The organism is Brucella pseudogrignonensis (assembly GCF_032190615.1).
GTDB classification, from domain to species: Bacteria; Pseudomonadota; Alphaproteobacteria; order Rhizobiales; family Rhizobiaceae; genus Brucella; species Brucella pseudogrignonensis_B.
Genome location: NZ_JAVLAT010000002.1, coordinates 797,381 through 816,689 on the forward strand (window position 1 = coordinate 797,381; position 19,309 = coordinate 816,689).

Here is a 19,309-nt window from a genome sequence, read left to right on the forward strand (position 1 = left end):
TTTCCTCTGGGACTTTCTCGCTTGGGAAAAATGCGTTCGGATTGCTTGGGACCATAATCCGAACGCCGCTTGAACAGTGCTTACCAGCCAGAACCTTCAAGTTCTGTCAGTTCGACTTCAAGCAATTCAAGGTTTTCAGCCGCGGTGCCATTGCCAGAAAGGGTCTTGTGGACAGCATTCCAGAACTTGGCAGAAACCTCGTTATATTTCACCTTTGTGGCTGCCGATGGGCGCGGTACTGCGTTTTGAAATATCGGTTTCCAGTTGGCCATAAATGGCTGCGCTGCGATGATTTCCTGATCATCATAGAGCGCTTCAATGGTCGGGAGACGCGAGATTTCGATGGCCTGCATTTTCTGCACTTCCGGGGAAGCGAGATATTTCACCAGTTCAACCGCAGCATCTTGCTTGGTTGAGTATTTGGATACAGCCAGGTTCCAGCCACCCAGTGCAGAGGAGGGCGCTTCACCTTCCGTGCCAGCTGGCAGAGGCGCGACGTCAAATTTGCCTTTAACTGCGCTATCGTCATTATTTCCGAGTGCATAAGCATAAGGCCAGTTGCGCATAAAGACGGCGTTCCCCGTCTGCCAGACACCGCGCGACTCTTCTTCCTGATAAGCCAATACACCCTGTGGTGATATGGAATTGATCCAGCCTTTTGCGCGATCAAGGGCTGCTGCGGCCTGTTCATTGTTGATCGAAATCGTTCCATCGGCTTCAACAATCTGACCACCACCTGACGATTTAACCCATTCAAGTGCGTTGCATGTCAACCCTTCATAAGAATTCCCTTGGAACACAAAGCCCCAAAGATCAGCCTTGCCGTCGGCACGCTCTTTATCCATGATTTCTTTGGCGGTCGTCGTCATTTCATCCCATGTTTTCGGGACGGGCTTGCCATATTTTTCCAGCAAGTCTTTGCGATAAAACAGCGCTGGTGCATCCGTATAAAATGGCAGTGCGACCAGTTTACCGTTTACTGTCTGCGATGCGATGATTGATGGGAAATGCGTGCCAGTGACGTCTTTTGTTGCTTCTTTCAGATCGACAAACTGGTCCGAAAGCTGTGGTGCCCACACGATATCGGTTTGATAAACATCAATATCCGCATTGCCTGCCGCAAGCCACAACCGATACTGGCTGAATTGCTCGCTGCTGGACGACGGCATCGCAACGATGTTGACCTTGTGGCCAGTGTCTTTCTCAAATTTGGAAATCTGTTCCTGTAGAAACTTGATGTTATTGCCGGTCGAATTTGCAGCAATTGAAATCTCGTCAGCCTGAGCAAACGTCGTTGCCAGCCCAAAAACTGCACATGCTGCCAGAGCACTGGTTATCTTTTTCATTGGTTCCTCCTCCCATCCATTCTGCAAGCGGTTTGATAAAATCGAAAACGGTTTGGATAGAGAAAAGGTTGCAGACGAGAGCTTTTCTGTCAACCCACTCATTGTTGCAGCTCAACAAGAATTAATTTTATAAGCTTTTACTATTTGAATTCAATGCTATACCAATGTTTCTGAAAAGCGGAGCTTTGTTTTCTGCGATGCAATCGCGTGATGATTCACGATAAGTTTTTCAAAATTATTGAAAACGCTTTCAAAATTCGTCATTGTCGTTACAATCAACTCTGGATATGCCAAATATTAGTAGCTGCAACTCTGCAATAATCGTCTGCCTCATATGTCTCTAAATCGATAACCCACATGAAACTTCGCGAATTTGCCAAACAAGTCGGTCTCTCTGCCACTACTGTCAGCCGTGCGCTGAGCGGTTATCCGGAGGTTGCCGAAAGCACACGCAAGCGCGTAATGGACGAAGCTGTCCGCCTTGGCTACAGGCCGAATGTCAATGCTGTACGGCTGGTGACTGGCCGTGCCGGAGCAATTGGCGTTGTGATGGGGCGCAACAGTGAGTTTCACTTTGCAGAATTCATGCGCGGAATGGCTGAGCGTCTGAGTGTCGATGAGGTCGATATTCTGGTGAGTCCGACGGCAAGCACTGGCACTGACGACGAGGTGCAGCTCTGCCGCAGGCTTGCAACCAGCAGGCGGGTCGATGCGATTATCATCACGTCGCCCAAACCAAATGACGAGCGCATAAGATTACTTCATGAACTTGGCATGCCATTTCTTGTCCATGGACGCTCGGACACTGATATCCCGCATGCGTGGCTGGACATCGATAATGAAGGCGCAGTTTATCGTGCGACCGCACATTTGCTCGATCTCGGCCACACGCATATCGCCATGATCAATGGGCGATATGGTTTTACTTTCTCACTTCACCGCGATGCAGGGTATCGCAAGGCGCTTGAAGAAAAAGGCGTTGTCTTCGATCCAGAGCTTGTTGAACATGGCGATTTCACCGATGAGGTCGGTTATCGCCTTGCCAAAAAATTGCTGGAGCGAAATCCCCGCCCAACGGCGTTTGTTGCGGGTTCGATGATGACGGCTTTGGGTATTTATCGCGCAGCGCGGTCGCTCGGCCTGACAATTGGCAAAGACCTTTCAGTCATCGCTCATGATGACGTTATCTCCTTCCTAAGTGCAGACAATATGGTCCCTTCGCTTACTGCCACACGCTCTTCCATGCGTGCTGCTGGCAAGCGCTGTGCCGATCTGTTGATGGATATGCTTGATGGCCGCGTTGCGTCGGACGTTAACGAGCTTTGGCCAGTTGAGCTTATCTTGCGGGAAACAGCTGTACGAGCCCCCAAATAAGCAACAACTTATGAAGTTTAACGATTCTCCAATCAATTCGATTGTATGGATTTTCTAAACTCAAAGAAAATAACAGCTTGTCTTCAGTGTTAGAGTTAAGCTGTTGTTGCGTAATTTGGCTTGGATATCTGAATGAGCGGTATCGCAACCCGGATAGGCACGCATAATAGTGCTTCCGATCCGACGCGAATGGCGATGCGCCAAATAGCGCTCGTCATCGCTACGGCGATTCTGTGCATTCTTCTGGTTTCGTTTCGCCCGTTCACGCCGGTCGTGGTTACGGATGGTCAACCAGCTGGTGATACGATTAATCAGCTAGGCTTTGGCATTGTTGGGGCCGTCGCGCTCGTGTCTTTGGCCATGTTTGCGCAGCCAGGAAAGGTCGTGCGCTTGGTTAGCATCGGCTGGGTGCTGATGTTTGCTATTCTTCTGGCCTCAGCCTTTGTCAGCCCTGATCCGTCAACGGCCATTCGCGGGATCATGCTGACATTGATCGGTGTGCTCGCAATCATCGCGGTGCTTGCTTTGCCACAGGATGCAGATAGCTATTCATGGATGCTGCTTATTGTGGCGTCTATCGTTATCATTGTCTCCTATGCGGGTGTGGTGCTCTTACCCAATCTCGGCACACATGGCGCTGATGCCGTCGAGCCACAGAATTCTTTCCTCTGGCGTGGCGTATTTACACATAAGAACATTGCCGGGCCGGTTATGGCCACTTTTGCTTTCGCAGGTATTTATCTGTGGCGGCGGGGCTGGCGCATCAGTGGAGCCGTGATTGCGTTACTTGCATTGTTCTTTGTCGCGCATACAGGTTCTAAAACTACGGTGGCACTGGTGCCCTTCGCCATGCTGTTGGTCGTTGGGCCGGGCCTGTTTGGCCTTCGTGGACTTGCGCCGCTGATGATTTTTGTCATTCAATTGATGTTCGCATTGTTCACAATTGGAACGGTGCTGTTTGAACCACTCCATCAAATGGTTTTGAAGGTCTCAGTTGATCCGACCTTTACGGGCAGAACGTCGATCTGGGCCTTTGCGATTGAAGCTTTGCATAGTCGGCCGTGGACGGGGTTCGGGTTTGAAAGTTTTTGGAGTACCGGTGCCGCAAAAGAAGCTGCAAATCCTTATTATCTGGAGTGGGATGTACGCGGCATTGTCCATGCGCATAATGGCTATCTCGATATTACGCTTTCGATGGGGCTTATTGGCCTCATCTGTGCGATTGTTGTCATTATCATTATGCCGCTTGTGAACTATATGCGGTGCAGACCAACACGTGAAAACCTGCTGCTTGCCGATTTTTTCCTGATGTTCGTCTTTTTCGGCACGCTGAATGCGATGCTGGAAAGTTTCTTTTTCCGTCGCATGGATCCTGTCTGGCTCATGCTCGTTTTTGCAATTTTTGGTCTGCGGATGACGGCCAAAGTCACCATACCCAAGCGGAGCTTTTCATGAATATTGCAATTGTTGGCACCGGCTTTGTGTCCGATTACTACATGACGACGCTTCGCAATTACCCGCAGCTAAAGCTGCTTGGGGTTTTTGATCGTTCGGATGAGCGGTTGAAAGTTTTTGCTGCGCATTACAATGTCCGTGCTTATGAGAGCTTCGATGCGGTGCTGGCCGATAAAGACGTTCAGATTGTCCTCAATCTGACGACGCCGGAAAATCATTATGCGATTTCGCGCGCCGCTCTTGAGGCGGGTAAGCATGTCTATTCCGAAAAACCGCTGGCCATGGATTTCAATGATGCCAAGGCGCTTGTCGAATTTGCAGCCGCTAACGGACTAACACTGGCAGCCGCACCAGCCAATGGTCTCAGTGACGCGCAGAAGCTGGTTTCAGGTTCAATGAGCGAGATCGGCACGCCACGTCTGGTTTATGCCGAAATGGAAGACGGCCCGGTTTTTCGCGACAAATGGGCGACATGGCGCTCGCAATCGGGCGCTCCATGGCCGGGTCTGCATGAGTTCGAGATCGGTTGCACACTGGAACATGCAGGCTATGCGCTCTCATGGCTTGTGTCGCTTTTTGGTCCCGTTGAAAGCGTTACTGCCTTCTCTTCTATCGCCTTCCAGAACAAGGGACCGGGAACAGAGCATCTGCACATGGCGCCGGATTTCTCGGTCGGTTGCTTGCGGTTTAAATCCGGTCTTGTTGCACGTCTCACGTCCGGCCTTGCAATGCCGAAGGACCGCAGCCTGACAATCGTGGCCGACAAAGGTTCCATCACGGTCGATGATCTATGGGATAACCGTTCGGCGGTCCGGCTTGAATCAACGGACCGAAAGCGTTCTATCCTGTCGCGTGTCTTTGGAAGGCTGGAAGCCAAACTCGGCAAGACTTTGCCATGGAAACCGGCTGTCGGCAGCAAGCTCGCCTATCCAAAAGGCGATGCGTTAAGCCTGCCTTCATTCCCATCGCAGATTGATTTCATGCGTGGCGTGGCTGATCAGGCGCGCGCCATTGAAACCGGTAAGACGGCCTTTTTCTCCGGTGCGGTGGCTCTGCACATCACCGAAGTAGCACTCGCACTCAACAATGCCGGAGAAAATGCAGCGCCCTATAAGATGCAGAGCACCTTCTAATTTGGCTTTTGAGCAAGCACAGTGCTAACGATATTTGCCACCGCAGCACTGTGTTCAAGCGGCATGATCGGGCTTGAAAACTTGCCGCGTGTCACGGCATCGCGCACGGCTTGCGCCTGAAACTGCAAGCCATTGCCAGAAAATGGATGATGCTCCACAATTCTGCCCGGAAGTGGCAGACGGTTAAGCACCTTGCCAATCACCCCGCCCGGTCCTTTCGGACCAAGGGCTGAATTCAGCACTTTTGCGGAAAAAATCGTCAAACGCTGTGCTTTGAGAAATGGTGCATGAATGAGGATTGCGCCGTCTGTTCCTTCAATCAGCATCTGGTTTTGACCGTCCCGGTCAAAACCGCATGAGATCTCAGCTGTGGCAGTTGCATAGTTCAGCGTGATTTCCGTCCGCATATCGACGCCACTCTTTGCTTTTGTCCAGCGTCCGCTCACAGCATCAGGCAGGCCCAGAAAACTGAGCGCGAGTGAAACCGGATAGACACCGAGATCGAAGGCGGCGCCACCGCCCAATGCCGGATTAAAAAAGCGACTTTTCGGGTCTTCTTGACGAAAGTAGGAGAGGTCTGCTTTTATACGCTTAACCGTGCCGACCCGCCCGGCTTTGACATGTTCACGGGTGGCATGGATCGCTGGCAGAAAGCGACTCCACATTGCTTCCATCGCAAAGACATTATGCGCCTGGCTTGCGGCTGAAATCGCGTTTGCGCCGTCTGCATCGAGCGTCAGCGGTTTTTCGGTAAGGCATGCTTTGCCAGCAGCAATGGCCTGTAGCGTTTGTGGCACGTGCATCGCGTTTGGCGTGGCAATATAGACGGCATCGAAATCGGGGCTGCTTAGAAATGCCGCTGCATCATCAAACGCGTGATCTGCGCCAATTTTGTTCTTGAACTCTGCGGCACTTTCTAGCGAGCGCGAGCAAACGGCGGTTACGCGCATAGCGGTGCTTGCGTTAATATCGGTGGCAAACGCTTTGGCAATTGTGCCTGTTCCCCAGATGCCCCAGCGAAAACTCTTGCCGTCGTATTTGCTCGTCATGATTTTACCGCCAACCCCTTCGCGATACCCTTGTCAATTCTGTGTTATATACCGCATGATATGCGCGATTACGACCGGCTTTGCCTGCCGTCTGCATCTTCATGAGATCAAGGTAAAAATATGAGTGGAATTGTTGTAGCTGTTGCGCGTGACGCCAAGCATCGCTTTTCGAAACAGCTTGTTTCAGAGATCAGCATTGTTGCGGGAGAGGGTGTTGAGGGTGATGCGCATAAGGGCGTCACGGTTAAGCATCGCTCGCGCGTGAGAGCTGATCCAACACAGCCCAATCTGCGTCAGGTTCATCTCATTCAGTCCGAGCTTTTTGAAGAGTTGGCTGGCAAAGGGTTTAATATTTCACCCGCCGATCTGGGTGAAAACATCACGACGCGCGGCATTGATCTGCTCGCACTGCCAAAATCTGCGATTCTCAAAATCGGTAATGACGTGGTTCTGGAAATCACGGGGTTGCGCAATCCTTGCTCACAGATTGAGAAATATGAGAAGGGACTTTTGAACGCTGTGCTGGATAAAACAGAAGATGGCGTGTTGATACGAAAATCAGGCGTGATGTCGATCGTTCTAGCGGGCGGAAATGTGCGGGCCGGTGATGTTATCGAGATTGAACTTCCGCCGTTGCCGCATGCGAAACTGGAAAAGGTCTGAGCATTTAAATCGGTTAGTTTTTAGAAAAAGGCCTATCAAATTTGCGTCATATGCCCTAGATCATCCAGAAATAGGATAAAGACTGGCGCTATAGAGTGCGAAAGTCAAAGCCAAGACAGTCCAGTCTGTCGGCTCTCTAATTCTGTATGACAAGCCGGATGGCTGTGTTTCAAAAGGGCAAAAAATGGAAAAAGCAGATATCGGAATGGTCGGCCTCGGCGTTATGGGTTCGAACCTTGCGCTGAACATCGCCGAGAAGGGCTACACGGTAGCCGTCTATGACCGCGACGAGCCCGTCCTGCAAGCATTCGTCGAAAAAGCTGGCGCGCTGCGTGGCAAGATTATCCCTTGCGCCACTTTTGAAGAACTGGCTGACAATATCCGCAAACCACGTCCAATCATTTTCCTGATCAAAGCCGGCGCACCCGTTGATGCCGAAACAACCCGCCTCAAGGCCTATCTTGAGCCGGGCGATATCATGATCGATGCTGGTAACTCCGACTATCGTGACACGATGCGCCGCCTCAAGGCGCTCGGCCCCAACGATCCAACCTTTGTCGGCATGGGTGTATCGGGAGGCGCTGAAGGCGCTCGTCATGGCCCATCAATGATGGTTGGCGGCACGCAGGAAGCCTATGATCGTATCGCGCCGATTCTTCTGGCTGCGGCTGCAAAATATAAAGGCGAGCCTTGCTGTGCGCTGGTTGGGCCGGATGGCGCAGGTCATTTCGTAAAGACCATTCACAATGGTATTGAATATGCCGATATGCAGATGATTGCCGAAATCTACGGCATTTTGCGCGACGGTCTTGGCCTTTCCGCGCCTGCTATCGGTGATGTGTTCGAGAAGTGGAATGCGGGCCCGCTCAATTCCTACCTCATTGAAATCACAGCAAAAGTTCTGAAAGCCACTGATCCTGAAACTGGCAAGGCGATGGTCGACATGATCCTCGATCAGGCCGGACAGAAGGGCACTGGCCGTTGGTCGGCGATTGAAGCACAGATGCTCGGCGTTCCTGCAACGGGCATTGAAGCAGCGGTCGACGCACGCTCGATTTCTTCGCTGAAAGCGGAACGTGAAGCTGCTGAAAAGGCCTATAAGCCGGCACCGCGCACGCTTAATATTGCTGATCAGGCGCAGTTTCTTGCTGATCTGGAGCAGGGGCTGCTGGCGGGCAAGATCGTTGCCTATGCACAGGGCTTTGCCGTTCTGGCCGCAGCGTCCAAGGAACATGGCTGGAACATCCCGCTTGCAACAACCGCCCGCATCTGGCGCGAAGGTTGCATCATCCGTTCGCTGTTCCTCGACGATATTGCGCAGGCTTTTGAAGGCCAGGAAATCGAGAATCTTCTGCTGGTTCCTGCTTTTGTTGAACGTATGGGCAAGGCATCGAAGGGCCTTCGAAAAGTCGTTGCACAGGCAGCTCTCGCAGGTCTGCCGCTCCCGGCGCTTGGTTCTGCATTGAGCTATTTCGACGGCTTTACGCAGTCGCAGGGTACAGCCAACGTGATTCAGGGGCAGCGCGATTTCTTTGGTTCACATGGCTTCAAGCGTATCGACAAAGATGGCGATTTCCATGGTCCATGGGGCAACTAAGCGCTTAAACTTATCCCTCTAAATGTGCGTAACCACAAAAGAGGCGTATTTTTGACACCAGTTGAACACAGGTTTCACAAAAAAGCCGCCAGTTTTGGCGGCTTTTTTGTTGGTTTTTGGCGTTAAAAGCACGTTTTAAGCGCAGTTTATGCTTTTGCGGTGCACTTTAATCGGCCAGAACGAGCAAATCATGGGCCGCAAAATGCACTGTCACTTTATCACCACGCTGCGGCGGAGTGTGTGCCGGATCATTGAACGTATCGAAGGACAACTGGTTCTTACCAAGTGCTACACGTGTCCGAATAACCGAGCCGAGGAAATGCACATCCTGGATGGTCGCATCAAGCGACGTATCGTGGCTTTTGCGCGCTTCGAGACTGACTGCTTCCGGACGCAGCGCCAGGGTAATCGCTTTTCCCTTTTCGTGATGGCCAAGTTCTTCATTCACTCTGATCATGCGCCCGTCGAGCTCAATGCTGTTCTGTCCGGGTTCGGCGACTGATGCCTCAAGCATATTGAGCGTGCCGACAAAGGAAGCGACGAAGCGTGATGCAGGGCGGTTATAAATGTCGAAAGGCGTTCCAATCTGATCTGCCTTGCCTTCATGCATGACGACGATACGGTCAGAGATTGACAATGCTTCTTCCTGATCGTGCGTTACGAAAACCGTGGTGATGCCGAGCTTCTGCTGGATCGCACGAATTTCCTGACGCAGCGAAATACGGATTTTCGCGTCGAGCGCTGACAGTGGTTCGTCGAGCAGAAGCACTTGCGGCTTTGTTGCCAGCGCACGCGCCAAGGCCACACGCTGCTGCTGGCCGCCGGACATCTGATAAGGATAACGATCCGCAAGATGCTCAAGCCGGATCAGACCAAGCATTTCTTTGACGGTTGCGTCGATTTCGGCTTTCGATTTGCCAGAGACGCGAAGACCGAACGCGACGTTCTGCGCGACGGTCATGTTTGGAAACAGTGCATAGGCCTGGAAGACCATGCCGATATTGCGCTGGTTTGGCTTGAGGTCAACGACGTCTTTTCCGTCGATTTCTATTGCGCCCTGATCCGCCGTTTCAAATCCGGCAATCATGCGCAGCACGGTTGTCTTGCCGCAGCCCGATGGGCCGAGGAACGAGACGAATTCGCCCTTTTCGACAGCCAGGTTGAAGTCGTGGACAACCGTATTGGCGCCGAAGCTTTTTTTCAGATGCTTGAGATTAAGAAAAGCCATGACTATTACCCGGCGTTCGTCTTGAATTTATTGAGGCGTGAAACGAGCTGCAACATGATGATGCTAAGCCACGTAATGCCGAACGAGATAATCGCCAGCGCCGATGGTTCATAAGCGCGGTTGGCGCCAACGAGCTGAAGATAAGGACCAAAGGCCGGACGATTGAGCAGCGAAGCCAGCGTAAACTCGCCAATCACGATGGCAAAAGTGATGAAAGCTCCGCTCATGACACCAGAAATCACATTCGGGAAGATAACCTTGAACATGATCCGTCCCCAGCCAGCGCCAAGGCTCTGGGCTGCTTCGGTCAAAGTGCGAACATCAATCGTGCGCATTGCTGTATCGACGGCGCGATACATATAAGGCAGCGAGAGTGTCATATAGCCGAACATCAGCAGCAGGTCGGTGGCCCGCGTCGATGAGGTGAATGGCAGCCATGACGACGAATTATAGATGCGCAGATAGCCGAACACGATGACGATGGCCGGAATAACCAGCGGCATCAAGGTGATAAACTCGATCAATGGGCGCAGATGCGGCAGGCGCAGACGCACCCAATAGGCAGTCGGCACAACCAGCAGCACCCCGAAGATAATCGTCAAAATGCCCAGAACGATTGAATAGCTGAAGGTTGCCTGAAAGTTCGGATCACTGAAAACCACCCGATAGGCATCGAAAGAATATTCACCACGTCGCATACGCAGCGAAAATTCAAACGTGCCGATGAGTGGAACCAGAAAGTAGATCGCGCCAATGAAAAAGGCGATCCATGCACCGATTTTCTGGGCGTTGAAGCCTTTTTTCATCGCTGCCACCTTTCGGCACGCATGCGCAGCCAGATGTAGATAAGGTTCGAAATGCCGGTAATCACGATCATGCCGAGCGCCAGTGCATAGCCAAGATTCTGGTTGTGCAGCACGTCACCTCTGATCTGCGCATAAAGCAGGATCGGAACGATATTGAGCGACGAACCCGTCAGCGCATAAGCCGTTGCAATCGCGCCAAAGGCATTTGCAAATAAAAGCAGTGTTGTGCCGAGCAGGCTTGGCCAGAGAATTGGGAAAGCAACCATGCGCCAATATTGAAGATTGGTCGCGCCGAGAATCGAGGAAGCCTCGCGCCATTCTTTTTTAAGGCCATCGAGAGCAGGGGTCAGAATGAGCACCATCAGCGGGATCTGGAAGAACAGATAGGTGATGGTCAGGCCGAAGAAGCTCAACAGGTTAAAGCCGGTTGAGTAGAGATTGAAACCAAACCACTCTCGCAACAGGATTGTTACAAAGCCAGTCCGGCCAAGGGTCGCGAGAAACGCGAAGGCCAGCGGAACGCCAGCGAAATTCGATGCAACGCCAGAAAAAGTCAGAACTGTCGGGCGCAGCCAGCGTGGCAGATTGCCAAGCACCACGGCCCAGGCCAGAAAGAAGCCGATCAATGCGCCACCGAGCGCCGATGCGAGGCTCACTTTGATCGAAATCCAGTAGGCGCTCAGAATTTGCGGCTGGAAAAGATCCTGAACGTTTTTCAGGGTGAAATTGCCGTCTGGATCCTGAAATGCACCGACGATGAGATACATCGTGGGCCAGAGAAGGAACAGAATGGCAAAGAGGAAGAACGGAGCAACGCCAAGCCACGACAGCGGCAATTGACGCTTTCGCACCCGTTGGAATGGTGCGTCTGTATCGGCTGTTGAACTCATATGTTCTTTCTTAAAAGCTGAATCCCAAAAAGACCACCCGCTTTCCGGATTAATCGCGTGAAAGCAAAGACTGTGACGACCATTGCTGGTCGTCACAGATCATGAACAGGGTCGATTAAGTGCGCTTACTGGACGTTTGCGCCAACAACGCTGTCCCAGTTCTTGGTGATTTCTTCCTGAGCGGTTTCAATCTGTTCAAGAGTTGGGAAGATAGCCTTTTCATAGGCTTCTGCTGGCGGCAGCTTGTCGAGCAGTTCCTGCGGGATTTTGCCAGCCTTAGCCATTGCGTTGAAGCGGATTGGGTGGCAGTAACCCTTCAGATAGCCGAGCTGACCATCATCCGAATAAATATGTTCCATCCACAGCTTTGCAGCGTTTGGATGCGGTGCATAAGCGCTGATTGCCTGAACATAAACGCCTGCAACAACGCCGGTTTTCGGAATCACGGTTTCGATTTCCGGATTGCCCTTAAGCGTGTCACGGTCTGCGAGTGAGTTGTAATCCCAGCGAATGACGATTGGGGTCGAGCCCTGAGCCAGCGACGCAGCCTTGCCGATCACCGGAACGAAGTTGCCAGCCGCATTGAGTTCCTTGAAGAATTCAAGACCCTTCTTGCCAGCTTCTGCACCGGGTTCTGCACCGCGTGCGATACCAGCAGCGTGAACGCCGAGGATGGCCTGTGCGGAAACGCGTGGGTCACCAGCGAGAGCAACCGAGTTTGCATAATCGCTCTTGAGCAGGTCTTCCCAATCCTGTGGGATGTCCTTGACGATGTCTTTGTTTACTTCGAAACCAAGAACGCCGTAATAGTCGCCATACCAGTAACCTTCAGGGTCTTTGGCGCTGTCTGGAATTTCGTCCCAGGTTGCAACCTTGTAAGGCTGGATCAGGCCGTCTTTCTTGGCAGTCGTGCCGAAAGCGAAGCCAACGTCGATGACGTCAGGAGCCTGTGGGCCCTTGTTATCTTTGTTTGCCTTGATGGCCTCGATTTCGTCGCCCGAACCAGCATCAGGGTTCAGTTCGTTAACCTTGAGACCATACTTGTCTTTGAAGCTCTTGATGATATCGCCATAGCCGCACCAGTCGTGTGGCAGAGCGATTGTGGTCAGTTCGCCTTCAGCTTTCGCGGCGGCGATGAGTTCGGCTGATGGTTCAGCGGCAGCGATCGAAACCCCACCGACAGCGATTGCCGTCGAAAGCGACAGCAGACGCGCAGTAAATGCAAGCATGTTAAACTCCCCTGTTAAGTCGGACGAACGCTCCCGGTCGATTCCAGTGTTCGCGCACTCCCGATAGCCGTCCTGGATGACGGTTGGATGACAGTTTGCGAATTGTCACAAATTATCAACGGTGGAAAGTGAAACACGTTTTCAGAGACTTAGCAATTGACCCTTACGGATGATCTGCATTTTTATGACAATAAATATGACAAAGGTTTCGTCATTGTCACAATTTGAAAAGACGCTTTTCCCAAAACGACAGGAGTTTGCCTGCGCGCGGCATGGTGCGTGCAGAGCAGCTTCAAACGAAAATCTATGAAACTTTACGAAGCGAAGCCGGTTTCGTATGAAAACGGCTTTTGGTGTGAGTTGAGGTCAGTGACCTCCACCGCCGCCCGCGCCTTGTTTCGGCTTTCTGAGCATGATTGCGCAAACCGCCAGCGAACAGAACATAACCGTCAGGATAAAGAACACGTCGATGAATGACATGAGAGTGGCTTGCTGGCGCACCATGCCTGACATTTTGGAGATTGCAATGGTTGGGCCATCAAGTCCGGCTGAATTATATTTTGCCGTAAGATTTGCCAGCATCTGTTCGGCTTCGGCATTGCCCCAGCGAACATGCTCCGCCAACCGTTCGTAATGCAAATCACTACGGCGCATCAGGATGGTGTTGATGACCGCCAAGCCGACCGCGCCACCAAGGTTACGCGTGAGATTGAAAAGGCCAGAGGCATTTTTCATCAGCGAAGGGGGCAGGGTTCCAAGCGCCAGATTGTTGATTGGAACCATACACAGCATCAGTGAGCAGCCGCGCAAAATCTGTGGGATCAGCAGTTCGTAAAAATCCCAATCCGCTGTCAGTCCAGTGACCATCCAGGTTCCTGCCGCGAAGCCTAAGAAACCGATCATCATCATCAGGCGCGGGTCCATCCGGTTTGACAGGAAACCGGCGAGGGGCGCGGTGAAGAACATGGCAAGGCCGCTGACAAACAGCGCTTCGCCGATCATCAGAGCGTCGTAGCCGCGGATCTGACTAAGATAGAGTGGATAGAGATAGGTGAGGCCATAAAGACCAACGCCCATCACGAAGGAGAACAACGACCCAAAGGCAAAGTTGACATTCTTGAAGGCGCGTAAATCAACGATGGGTTCTTCGCTGGTAAATGCGCGATAAAAGAAGACGATGCCGCCAATGGTCATAACGCCGGTCAAGATGAAGATTGCTTCATCCTGTAGCCAGTCGTTGCGTGGTCCTTCTTCGAGCACATATTCCATTGAACCAAGGAATGCGGCCATGCCAGCAAGGCCCCACCAGTCGAACTTGCTCAAAAGCGAGCTGTCGCCTTCGTCAAAATCGATGAGGTTCCATGCTGCGATTGTCACCAGAATGCCGGGGCCGACATTGACCAGAAACAGCCAGTGCCATGAAAAGGCATGACTGAGATAACCGCCGACGGTCGGTCCGATTGTGGGCGCAAGCGTTGCAACGAGGCCGATCATCGGCGACACGATGGACCGTTTGGACGGCGGAAAGATCGTAAAGGCGGCTGCAAACACGCTGGGGATCATGCCACCGCCGATAAAGCCCTGAATAGCACGATAGACGATCATCTGATCGATATTGGTCGCAGTCGCGCAGAGCATGGAGGCAAGCGTGAAGCCTGCGGCTGAAACCGTGAACAACACGCGCGTCGAGACAAGTCGGCCCAGAAAACCTGAAAGCGGAATCATGATGACTTCAGCAATCAGATAAGAGGTCTGCACCCATGATATTTCATCGGAACTGGCGCTGAGGCCCGCCTGGATCTCAGACAGCGATGCAGACACAATCTGAATATCCAGAATGGCCATGAACATGCCGAACACCATCGCAAGAAAGGCAATCGCCTTCTTGGGATCGATACGATCATCTGCGGGAGCCATCGGCCCCATCGTGGTGTCTGCAGCCATGAAGGCGCACTCCAAAAAGGAAAAAGAGGTGGTGCATTATCAAAAGCACCACGAAACTATTCTTTGAACGGGCGTTGACGGCTTAGTTTTCTGGTGCTGTTCGTGTGTCGACTTCGACAGTCACGCTCAGACCCGCACGGATTTTGCCGGAATCAAGCGCTTCCTGTGGAATTGTAATCCGAACTGGAACGCGCTGAACGATCTTGGTGAAGTTGCCGGTCGCGTTTTCAGGCGGCAACAGCGAGAAGACCGCGCCAGATGCGGGTGCTACCGATGCAACCTTGCCTTCAATATAGGGACCGTCAATGGCATCAACATAGATACGCGCTGTTTCGCCGGTTTTGATATGGCCGAGCTGCGTTTCCTTGAAGTTGGCATCGATATAGAGCGCATTCACAGGGACAAGCGCGGCAATTTTCTGACCGGCCGAAACAAGATCGCCTTTCTTGCCGGACAGATTGCCGACGACGCCATCAAAGGGTGCGCGCAATATGGTGAAGTTGAGATCGCGGGCAGCCTTATCGCGTGCAAGCTCAAGCGAGCGCATGGTGCTTTCCGCTTCCTTATACTGCGCATTCAGCACGTCAATATTGGCATTGGCCGACGCGATCTGGGCATTTGAGCCCGCAAGCTTGGCCTTGGCCTGATCAAGCGACGACTGCGCATTATCCAGTTCGGACTGTGCGGAAAACCGCGTGTCGTGCAGCTTTTGAATGCGCACCATTGTGCTTTCAGCATTTTTAAGCACAGCCTGCGAGGCCTGTTCGTCTGCCTGCGCTTGCTGTAAACTCGCCTTTGACGCATCAATCTGCGCCTGGATGCGTGCCAGTGTCTGCTTTTGTGTATTGAGTTTGGCTTCCGCGTCATCAAGCGCGATCTGATAATCACCGGCATCAAGCTGGAAAATCACATCGCCAGCTTTAACGTGCTGATTGGCGACGACCGGTATATTCTCGATATAGCCCGTCACTTTCGGCGCAATGGACGCAATATCACCCTGTACATAAGCGTCGTCCGTTGAAACCATGAAGCGGCCAACGGTCCACCAGTCGTAACCATACCAAAGTCCGCCTGCCACGGCAGCAATCAGAACAACTGGCAGAACAACACGTTTGCCGAAGCCTTTTTTCTTGCCGCCTTTTGCGGGTGCGGAAGAAGCGCTGGGCGCAGATGTTTCCGGTGTCGCCTGTGGAGCGGGACGTTCGCCCAACGGCTCGGCATTCACGCGGGATTGTTCACCCTGCGGCACTGACGTCGGAAATGGTCGAATATCAGCTGTATCAACAGACTTGGGGGCGGACATGAGACAAACTTTCTGTATAACCGCTTCAACGAACCGCTTGGTTCGATGTTGACTTAGAGCAATAACTTGCCCATATCAAGTCTCATCGAACCGATTGGTTCGGGAAAATTATGAGTTTTGTACAATGAATTGTGATCACCGCCTAGAAGAGAACGCATCGATGGTTAGCAAAAGCACACCCGTCCATAATGACGGTTGTTCCGATGCGGACTGCGGGCGCACCCGTCTCGGGGCGGGGCAGGACCCTGCAAAGCGTCAGCAAATACTGGAAGGCGCGCAAAGCGTCTTTTTGCGGATGGGTTTTGATGCGGCGAGCATGAACGACATCACACGCGAAGCTGGTGTGTCAAAAGGCACGATTTACGTCTATTTTAATAGTAAGGAAGATTTATTCGTCGCACTTTGCGAGCATTATCGCCAGACGACTTTTAGCCAGATGATCGATAAGATCGACAAGGGCTTTTCCAATCGCGAAGAATTGGCAGAGTTTGGTGTGACGCTTGCAACACTCATTACGTCTTCGACTGCCATTCGTGCACAGCGCATTATTCTCGGCGTCAGTGAACGTAAGCCGGAGTTATCGGCACGATTTTATGAGCGCGGTCCCAAGCGCAGCCATCTTATCATGGCTGATTTTCTGTCGCGTATGATTGACGAGGGAAAGCTTGATCCGTTTGACCCTTTGCAAATGTCCTATCAGTTAACAGACCTTTTCTTGTCTGGCTTGTATCGTCCGCGCCTTTTTGGCGTAATTGAAGACGAACCGTCAGAACAGACGATCAGGCGAACTGTTGAAGCCGCACTCGATTTCTTTTTCAAAGCTTACGGCAAAACTCCCAAAAACGTTCCATAATGGAACAGATATGCCTTCTTTTGTGGGGGGATGCGCGAAATTTGACTCCCAACTTATTTTTTCTATATACGAGCCACATTTTCGCGTCGTTCTTGTGAGTAAGACGACGCTATCTATTAATTGCGGGTTGCATGACGGCCCATTTTTTATGTGACTGAAAAAAGATTAAGTATCTGATGGAGTCGATTCTTCGCTGCTTTTTTGAGCCCAGTTAGAAAAGTTCTCCCAGCTTTGCTACCAAGGATTTTACCCAATGACTCTCGATTTGATTCACTTTCCAAATTTTAAAAAGACCTTTTTTGGCAATTCATTCCAAAGCGATACGCTGACCTTATTGACACGCATTCGTGATGAAATTGGCTGTCGTCATATCGTTCATACCTATCGTGGACGGATGGGCGATTGCTTCAAACCCAACTCTGATGATCTGACGGTCGTGATGACGATACCACCAAGTTGGGTTGCACGATATTCCGCCAAAAACTACTTTGTTATCGATCCAATTTTTCAGGAGGACGCACCATATTTTCGAAGTGACGTCAGTGGTGTCGTGCGCGATCTTAAAGAAGATGCGGATGTTTGTCCGGCAGTGGCGGAGATGTTGCAAGACGCGGAAAAACACGGAATGGGCAATATGCTGATCGCTGTGTCCGCCAGAAATTCTAAAGGTGGTGTTGGATGCACGCTGTTTGGTTTCGACCTTGACGAAAGCCAAGACCGTGAGCAGTTTGTTTCAAAGTTACGTCCACGTCTGCTTAGTATTTCAGGAATTATCCAGAATGCACTGTGTGGTCATAAAGAAGCTGGTGCGGTGGCATCTTTGCTGACACCACGCGAAATCGATTGTCTTCGCTGGGCGGCGAACGGCAAGACCGACGGTGAGATTGCAGAGATTTTGAGCATCGCGCGTTGGACAGTTGTGACCTATTTGCAGAACGCCAAAATCAAGCTCAATTGCTCAAATCGTACGTCAGCAGTTGCAACCGCTCTGTCGCTTGGCATCATTGCAATGCCAGAAGTCGGCCATCTTATGTAATAGGGCTGGCCGAACGGTTTTAAAACTAGCCTGTTTTTAAAGTGTTGAATTGGTTTTTATAATCAGCGTTTGCGGGATGGATCGGTGTTTTCAAACCGAGATTGTCCCGCAATGTTAGACCATCATAATCGCTGCGGGCAAGCCCGCGGCGACGAAGCTCCGGCAGAACCAGCTCGGCAAAGTCTTCCAGACCTGCCGGAAAGATCGGCGGCATCACATTGAAGCCATCCGCGCCATAGGTTTCAAAACGCTCTTCAAGCGCGTCAGCCACGTCCGTCGCCGTGCCAACAATCTGCAGATGACCACGCGCGCCCGCAACCCGTAGATAAAGTTCGCGAATGGTCAGATTTTCGCGTCGCGCCAATTCAAACAGAAGCTCCTGTCTGCTTTTGCTGCCTTGAGTTTCCGGCAACTCAGGTACGGGGCCGTCGAGATCAAACTGCGAAAGGTCGGGGCCAGACCAGCCCGAAGACAGAATATTGAGCCCCACAGACGGGTGAATGAGGTTCTGGAGCTGATCGAACTTATCCTGAGCCTCCTGCCTAGTGCGACCGACAACCGGAAAAATGCCCGGCATGATTTTGATATCATCAGGATTACGACCATAGTGTGCTGCACGCTTTTTGACATCCTTGTAGAAGTCCGAAGCTTCCTCAACCGTCTGCTGCGCGGTGAAAACAACATCCGCACTTTTTGCTGCCAGTTCCTTTCCTGCTGCCGATGAGCCGGCCTGCACCGTCACCGGATGCCCTTGCGGCGAACGCGGCACATTCAATGGTCCCTGAACTGAGAAGTGCTTGCCTTTGTGATCAAGCACATGCCGCTTTTTAGGGTCGAAAAACCGTGCATCTTCCTTGTCATAAAGAAAGGCATCATCTTCCCAGCTGTTCCATAGCTCCGTGACAACATCGGCAAATTCCTCCGCCCTTTCATAACGGTCGGCATGTTCATAATGACGGTCGAGATTGAAATTGCGCGCCTCAAAGTCGCTGGCCGAAGTCACAAGGTTATAGCCTGCGCGACCACCGCTTAAATGGTCAAGTGAGGCAAATTTTCGTGCGATGTGGAAAGGCTCATTGAAGCTCGATGAGGCTGTTGCAACAAGACCGATATGGCTGGTGACAGCCGAGAGCGCGGACAAAAGCGTGAGCGGCTCAAACTGTGCTACATAGCTATGCGCTGTGCGGCTTAGAATTTCGAGGTTGTCGCCGCGCGTGCCTGCACCATCGGCAAGAAACAGCAGATCGAATTTGGCTGCTTCTGCCAGCGCGGCAACGTTGCGGTAATAGTCGAAATTGATGCCAGCATTAGCAACGGCGTCCGGGTGCCGCCATGCCGCAATATGGTGGCCGACCGGATAGACGAACAAGCCAAAACGCAGAAAACCCTCACGCTTTGCCATT

The 19,309-nt window shown here is 51.9% G+C and carries 16 protein-coding genes; 7 read left to right on the forward strand and 9 right to left on the reverse strand.

The annotated features are described in order from the left end of the window. Positions 1–80: 80 nt before the first annotated feature. Entirely contained in the window at positions 81–1,346 is a 1,266-nt protein-coding gene (locus RI570_RS15085) for an ABC transporter substrate-binding protein (protein WP_313829377.1), read from the reverse strand. A 357-nt stretch (positions 1,347–1,703) separates the two neighbouring features. Here RI570_RS15085 and RI570_RS15090 point away from each other — a divergent pair, with 357 nt between their 5' ends. From RI570_RS15090 to RI570_RS15100, 3 genes are all read left to right on the forward strand, one after another. After that, a complete protein-coding gene (locus RI570_RS15090; RefSeq protein WP_313829378.1) occupies positions 1,704–2,720 on the forward strand; it encodes a substrate-binding domain-containing protein in 1,017 nt (338 codons plus the stop codon). 132 nt (positions 2,721–2,852) lie between these two features. After that, entirely contained in the window at positions 2,853–4,175 is a 1,323-nt protein-coding gene (locus RI570_RS15095) for an O-antigen ligase family protein (RefSeq protein ID WP_409558680.1), read from the forward strand. Beyond that, the gene (locus RI570_RS15100) at positions 4,172–5,308 is read left to right on the forward strand and encodes a Gfo/Idh/MocA family oxidoreductase (protein WP_313829379.1); all 1,137 of its coding nucleotides are present in this window, start codon (positions 4,172–4,174) and stop codon (positions 5,306–5,308) included. The genes RI570_RS15095 and RI570_RS15100 overlap by 4 nt, the downstream gene beginning before the upstream one ends. On the opposite strand, the gene RI570_RS15105 is transcribed toward RI570_RS15100, so the two are convergent. Beyond that, a complete protein-coding gene (locus RI570_RS15105; protein ID WP_409558681.1) occupies positions 5,305–6,357 on the reverse strand; it encodes a Gfo/Idh/MocA family protein in 1,053 nt (350 codons plus the stop codon). The genes RI570_RS15100 and RI570_RS15105 overlap by 4 nt on opposite strands. Before the next feature lie 120 nt (positions 6,358–6,477). On the opposite strand from RI570_RS15105, the gene RI570_RS15110 reads away from it, so the two are divergent. Next, positions 6,478–7,020 carry an MOSC domain-containing protein gene (locus RI570_RS15110; RefSeq protein ID WP_313829380.1) on the forward strand — a complete coding sequence of 181 codons (543 nt, stop codon included), beginning with the start codon at positions 6,478–6,480 and terminating at the stop codon, positions 7,018–7,020. Positions 7,021–7,204: 184 nt separating this feature from the next. Continuing rightward, positions 7,205–8,617, forward strand: a complete 1,413-nt coding sequence (gene gndA, locus RI570_RS15115; protein WP_313829381.1) for an NADP-dependent phosphogluconate dehydrogenase — start codon at positions 7,205–7,207, stop codon at positions 8,615–8,617. Between the two features lie 166 nt (positions 8,618–8,783). Here the strand turns inward: gndA and RI570_RS15120 are convergent, their stop codons facing one another. From RI570_RS15120 to RI570_RS15145, 6 genes are all read right to left on the reverse strand, one after another. Continuing rightward, positions 8,784–9,845 carry an ABC transporter ATP-binding protein gene (locus tag RI570_RS15120; protein ID WP_313829382.1) on the reverse strand — a complete coding sequence of 354 codons (1,062 nt, stop codon included), beginning with the start codon at positions 9,843–9,845 and terminating at the stop codon, positions 8,784–8,786. A 5-nt stretch (positions 9,846–9,850) separates the two neighbouring features. Then, positions 9,851–10,651, reverse strand: a complete 801-nt coding sequence (locus tag RI570_RS15125) for an ABC transporter permease (protein ID WP_313829383.1) — start codon at positions 10,649–10,651, stop codon at positions 9,851–9,853. Beyond that, entirely contained in the window at positions 10,648–11,541 is an 894-nt protein-coding gene (locus tag RI570_RS15130; RefSeq protein WP_313829384.1) for an ABC transporter permease subunit, read from the reverse strand. Before RI570_RS15130 ends, RI570_RS15125 begins: the two co-directional genes overlap by 4 nt. 125 nt (positions 11,542–11,666) lie before the next feature. Beyond that, positions 11,667–12,770: an ABC transporter substrate-binding protein gene (locus RI570_RS15135; protein ID WP_313829385.1), complete on the reverse strand. Its 1,104-nt coding sequence runs from the start codon at positions 12,768–12,770 to the stop codon at positions 11,667–11,669. A gap of 366 nt (positions 12,771–13,136) precedes the next feature. Beyond that, positions 13,137–14,714, reverse strand: coding sequence for a DHA2 family efflux MFS transporter permease subunit (locus RI570_RS15140; protein WP_313829386.1), 1,578 nt, complete (start codon positions 14,712–14,714; stop codon positions 13,137–13,139). An 82-nt stretch (positions 14,715–14,796) separates the two neighbouring features. Continuing rightward, positions 14,797–16,017 (reverse strand): HlyD family secretion protein, encoded by a 1,221-nt coding sequence (locus tag RI570_RS15145; RefSeq protein WP_313829387.1) that lies wholly within the window; start codon positions 16,015–16,017, stop codon positions 14,797–14,799. 160 nt (positions 16,018–16,177) lie between these two features. Between RI570_RS15145 and RI570_RS15150 the strand changes: the two genes are divergently transcribed. Both RI570_RS15150 and RI570_RS15155 read left to right on the forward strand, forming a co-directional pair. Then, positions 16,178–16,870, forward strand: a complete 693-nt coding sequence (locus tag RI570_RS15150; RefSeq protein ID WP_313829388.1) for a TetR/AcrR family transcriptional regulator — start codon at positions 16,178–16,180, stop codon at positions 16,868–16,870. 253 nt (positions 16,871–17,123) lie between these two features. Next, positions 17,124–17,906 carry a LuxR family transcriptional regulator gene (locus tag RI570_RS15155; protein WP_313829389.1) on the forward strand — a complete coding sequence of 261 codons (783 nt, stop codon included), beginning with the start codon at positions 17,124–17,126 and terminating at the stop codon, positions 17,904–17,906. A gap of 25 nt (positions 17,907–17,931) precedes the next feature. Here RI570_RS15155 and RI570_RS15160 read toward each other — a convergent pair whose 3' ends face one another. Beyond that, positions 17,932–19,308: an LLM class flavin-dependent oxidoreductase gene (locus RI570_RS15160; protein ID WP_313829390.1), complete on the reverse strand. Its 1,377-nt coding sequence runs from the start codon at positions 19,306–19,308 to the stop codon at positions 17,932–17,934. Between the last annotated feature and the right edge of the window lies 1 nt (position 19,309).